Origin of the sequence: Psychrobacter sp. (genome assembly GCF_018260395.1) — a bacterium.
Lineage (GTDB): Bacteria > Pseudomonadota > Gammaproteobacteria > Pseudomonadales > Moraxellaceae > Psychrobacter.
Genome location: NZ_JAGLBC010000172.1, coordinates 1 through 4,363, shown reverse-complemented (window position 1 = coordinate 4,363; position 4,363 = coordinate 1). Strand labels below are relative to the sequence as shown.

At 38.3% G+C, this 4,363-nt stretch carries 1 protein-coding gene; it reads right to left on the bottom strand.

The features are described from left to right. Positions 1-4,363 (bottom strand): AAA domain-containing protein (locus QZ265_RS09980; RefSeq protein ID WP_296405793.1); only part of this gene is annotated, 4,363 nt, incomplete at both ends.

Below are 4,363 nucleotides of genomic sequence, written 5' to 3'. Positions count from 1 at the left end.
GGTATCTATCACCATCGCACTCAATAGCTAAACTGGTATCGTTGTCACCTTCAACTACCATATCGATACGATACTGTCCGACCTCAACCTGCGGAATAACTTTAAATCCACGCTCAACCAATATATCGTAAACCTCTTCTTCAAAAGGGGACTCACATTTATCACGAAGATTACTTACAGTCTCTTCATTACGCATAAACGGTTGTCTAAAATGTTGAACCAATTTGCTCCTATAAACGTCGGCTGGACTTAATTCATCCATTTCAATACTGCGAACAAGGTACATTCTATCGCGTGCTCTTGAAGCCGCCACATTGATACGCTGTGCAAACGACTCTCTAGTTAGGGCATGGGCATTGTCTTTATCTACAATTAACGATAAAAATACAATGTCTCGTTCTTTACCTTGAAATGTTCGAGCATCTCCGCAAGCGATGTCGAAATCCTGAATGATTTTTTCACCCAATTCACGGCTTAGCATCTCCATAATCTCTCTGGCTTGCTCGTTACCTAGCAAGGAGATAACGCCGATGCTTCTGCCTTTATAGTCTTGGTTTTCTACTATTTTATTAATTTCGTCGACAATAAATCGCGCTTCTGGCGGATTGGTCTTGTTATGGCTTCTATAGCCATCCGTCACGTATACGTCGATAAGTGGTGGATCTAGGCGTTCGGAGGGTTTGGGTTGACGCAGTGGTTTTAATTCGTGGTCGTAAAACTCACGTTTAGAAAACTCAATAATAGGCGGTGCACAGCGAAAGTGTTCCTTAAGCATAATAGTGCTGCCTGCGAAAACCACTTTAAATAAGTCGTATATTGATCGTTCTGGTGACATTTGTGAACGATATAGCTCTACTTGATTTGCTAAGTACTGGTTCATTAACTTTACAATCTTATCACTTTCTAAACCAATGCCCTCTGGTGAAACCTGTTTATCATCACCAACCACCAATACCTTTTTTGCACGCATTAGGGCGGGCAATGCAGTTAAGTCAGATTGAGAAGCTTCATCGATAATAACTAAATCAAAGCTACCAAAGTTAGCAGGTAAAGACTCACTTATGCGGTAGTGGGGCATAATCCAGCACGGTATGGCCAAGCTTGCTTGTTCAGAGGCGTCTTGCGCCTCTTTGCGATAACGAGGCGCACGCTTTCCAGTGCCTTTACCAATACGTACAATTGCTGATCGATACTTCTCAAGAGCCCCTCTGACATTTGGTGTGGCGTTTTCTGCAAGATGTAACCACGTTCTTTTTGTAATCACTTCTTGATATAAACGTGATAAGTTACTTTCAAGTTCACGTCTTTTTTTAGTTAAAGCAACAAGCTCTTGCCTACTGTCAATACGATTAACAAAACTGATTAATCTATTTAAATACCAAACTTCTCGCCAGTTATCAGGCAATATACTTTCTTCTGCAACTTGAGTAGGGATATTGTCTGAAACAGAGGCGTCTGAAATAACAGTGCTAGAAATAGGGTTCTCTTGAAGCATTTTCGCCCATTTAATAGCACCAGAGCTCGCAATGAGCTGTGTTACCTTGCGAACGGTTTGAAAGTTATCTGACAAACTATGTATGTGTTTTAGTTCACCTGTTAGGCTCAGCCAATCCTCTTCGATGTCTTTAACTGAATATTTTTTATCGCCCAATTCACTGTTGATAAAAGCCTCAAGTTCTCTAGTAATAGGCCCTGTGCTTTCAGAAACTAGGTTCTGGAGACGTTCTTTAAAAGCAGTCGTCGATGCTAATGAATATTTGATCAGGTGTTGCTCTAACACTCTTTCAATATCTTTTAATGATTCAAGTGAATAAACATGTTGAGTACCACTATCCCAGATTGGCAGTAAATATTGCACTGCTTTTTTAACTTCTAATTCGAGCAAAGTACCCTGACTAATGATTTCCGTTAATTTAATGACTGATGCCAAATTAGGTAGATTATCGATACTGGCCTCTATATTAGGCAGTGATAATTCTACAGCTAACGCATTCCATCGTGTTATTAATGATTTTGATAGCTTTCTAAATTCGATAAAAGTAAGAATATATCGCCAGTCATCTGCCGTCGTAGGTGAAGACCCTAGAATTAGAATATCTTCTATCAGTTTCTTCTCCGATGACTTACCGAAAATACCTGCCAATTCAAAAGGCTTTCTATCTTCGGATAGATTTTTTATGGCATCTACTAATTCTATATTATTATCAAAGTGATGTGACAACGTTATTGGTTTGGTAATAAACGCAGTACGGTTGATAAGTGCACTATTTATATCCTTTTTCAAGACATTGAAATAGTCAATTATGTCCTGTTTACTTTGATTATATAAATGCTGTTTAAACGGTTGAGACCAACTGACATTGGCGTTAGATATTTCATTTAACTGGTTTTTTAATGTTTTGAGCGTTAATAAAGTATCTTTGATAGTTTGGATAGTCGCAGGATCATCATTTATTAAACTTGGAAGAATACCTTCCGTTTCAGCCTGTACGAGCTCATCTACAGATATTAATTTTTTATGTAAATCAACGATTTGATCAACAGATGGTAGTTCAGATAGATTAGGTATGGTCTCTTTTAAATAGATTAAATTATCTTTAATGGACACTCTTGCATCACGTAATTGAGCAATGTCTTCGTTAGAAAACTGAGGTTTAAAATTTTCAGTGATGTCCAGTGCATCAGGAAACCAAGCAATATCGGCTTGCTTAGACACAACTAACTTTGCTGCATCAAGAGGGGCTATTGTCTTACCATCAATGATAATATCATCTAGGTTTAACCGCCCCCAATATGAAATATCTGTATCCACCTGTGCTAAATTTGCATGGGTTTTATCGATATCTTCATGAAGTTGGTCAATGGCGACTTGATATTGTTTTCTATCGATACTTGATACTTCGCTAGATATCTTTCTGATTGAAGATTCAAACTGTTTAATAGATTCGTTGTCACTACTTAGTAGACTAACCGCAAGTGGCTGAATACTTTTAGGCAGCTTTTCTTTTAATACTGATAACGCTGGGTCTTTCATTGAAGTCACTAAAACACGCTTACCTAAAGCAAGGTAATGACAGATAACATTCGCAATAGTGTGCGTTTTACCCGTACCAGGAGGGCCTTGTACCACCACACCATCGTAAGATTGCAACATTTGAATAATGCGAACTTGCTCATCGTTATAGGGTTTTGGGAAATACAAATCTTTAGGCTTACTCTGATGATTATCCTCACCGCCAATGATTGCCGAGATACCACGGTATGAAGGTAAGTCAATATCTTGGTTTTCAGTTGCAGGCTCTGACAAAATAGCGGATAACGCATTTGGTATCTGTTGAGCACTGCCGTCAATCTGGTCATTGGTCAGCTTTGTACTAAACCTTTCCAAATCTTGCAAAAGGAAGTTATCACCTCTCGGTCTTGCCACTAATACCCAAGTATCTGTGATTAATAAGCTATCCGATGCTTTAGGTAATTTCCTATCATGATAAAATTCATTTTCAATAAGCTTCTCATCAAAATTACCTGTTTGATACTGCCCTGAGGAGTCTAGTAGTGAAGCGGCAGTATTTAAAACAGGTGAATACGTATTCAAAGCGTAAGGATTAAATACTAAATCATCGTTACTAAAAAATTCTTTGAACGTATCTGTCAAGCCACCCAAATCTAGAGTGTCTTGTGATGAGAATGGCTCTGTTTCGAGCTTTACAGCTCCCGCACTGGGTTTGACTGACAAAGCCATGGTGTCTTTGTCTAGAGAAATTTCAACCAAATGAGTAAGTAAAGGATATTTTATATTAGTACCATCAGACTTGTTCCATAAGACGATACCAACGCCCCATACCAATTCAAGCTTAGCGTCTGCTAAGTTGCCTTGAAGTTCTTTTGATAATAAAAACAAATCACTATATAGCTTGATACTACGTCTGATAAGCTTTTCTTGTTCTAGCCAGGGTTTCCATATCGTTTTGATATAATTTTTAAGTGCAGTCTGAACGTTTTCTTTATCAGAAAACTTCTCTAAATAAGTAAAGTCCAAATTAGAATCAGCATCTTTTATAGAATCTTCTGTGGTTTTATTGATGTGGTCGGTAACAGCCGGTGCCGCTTCTGACGAATTTTTCAAAAAGCCATCTTCATCTTCTATTATTGAGGGGAGATTAAAGCCTGCATCTATTAAATTAGACGTCAATACCTTATCTTTTAGTACAGGCATCTCACTAAACTTTTTAGGAAAACTTATCCATATCTTTAATAATTCGTCTTTAGGTTGCGGCGTTGCGGTTTCATGCAGTCGTTCGATACACAACCAACTCTCGTCCTCAGTACCCATATTTTTATTAACTGAGACACCTGGTAGGTC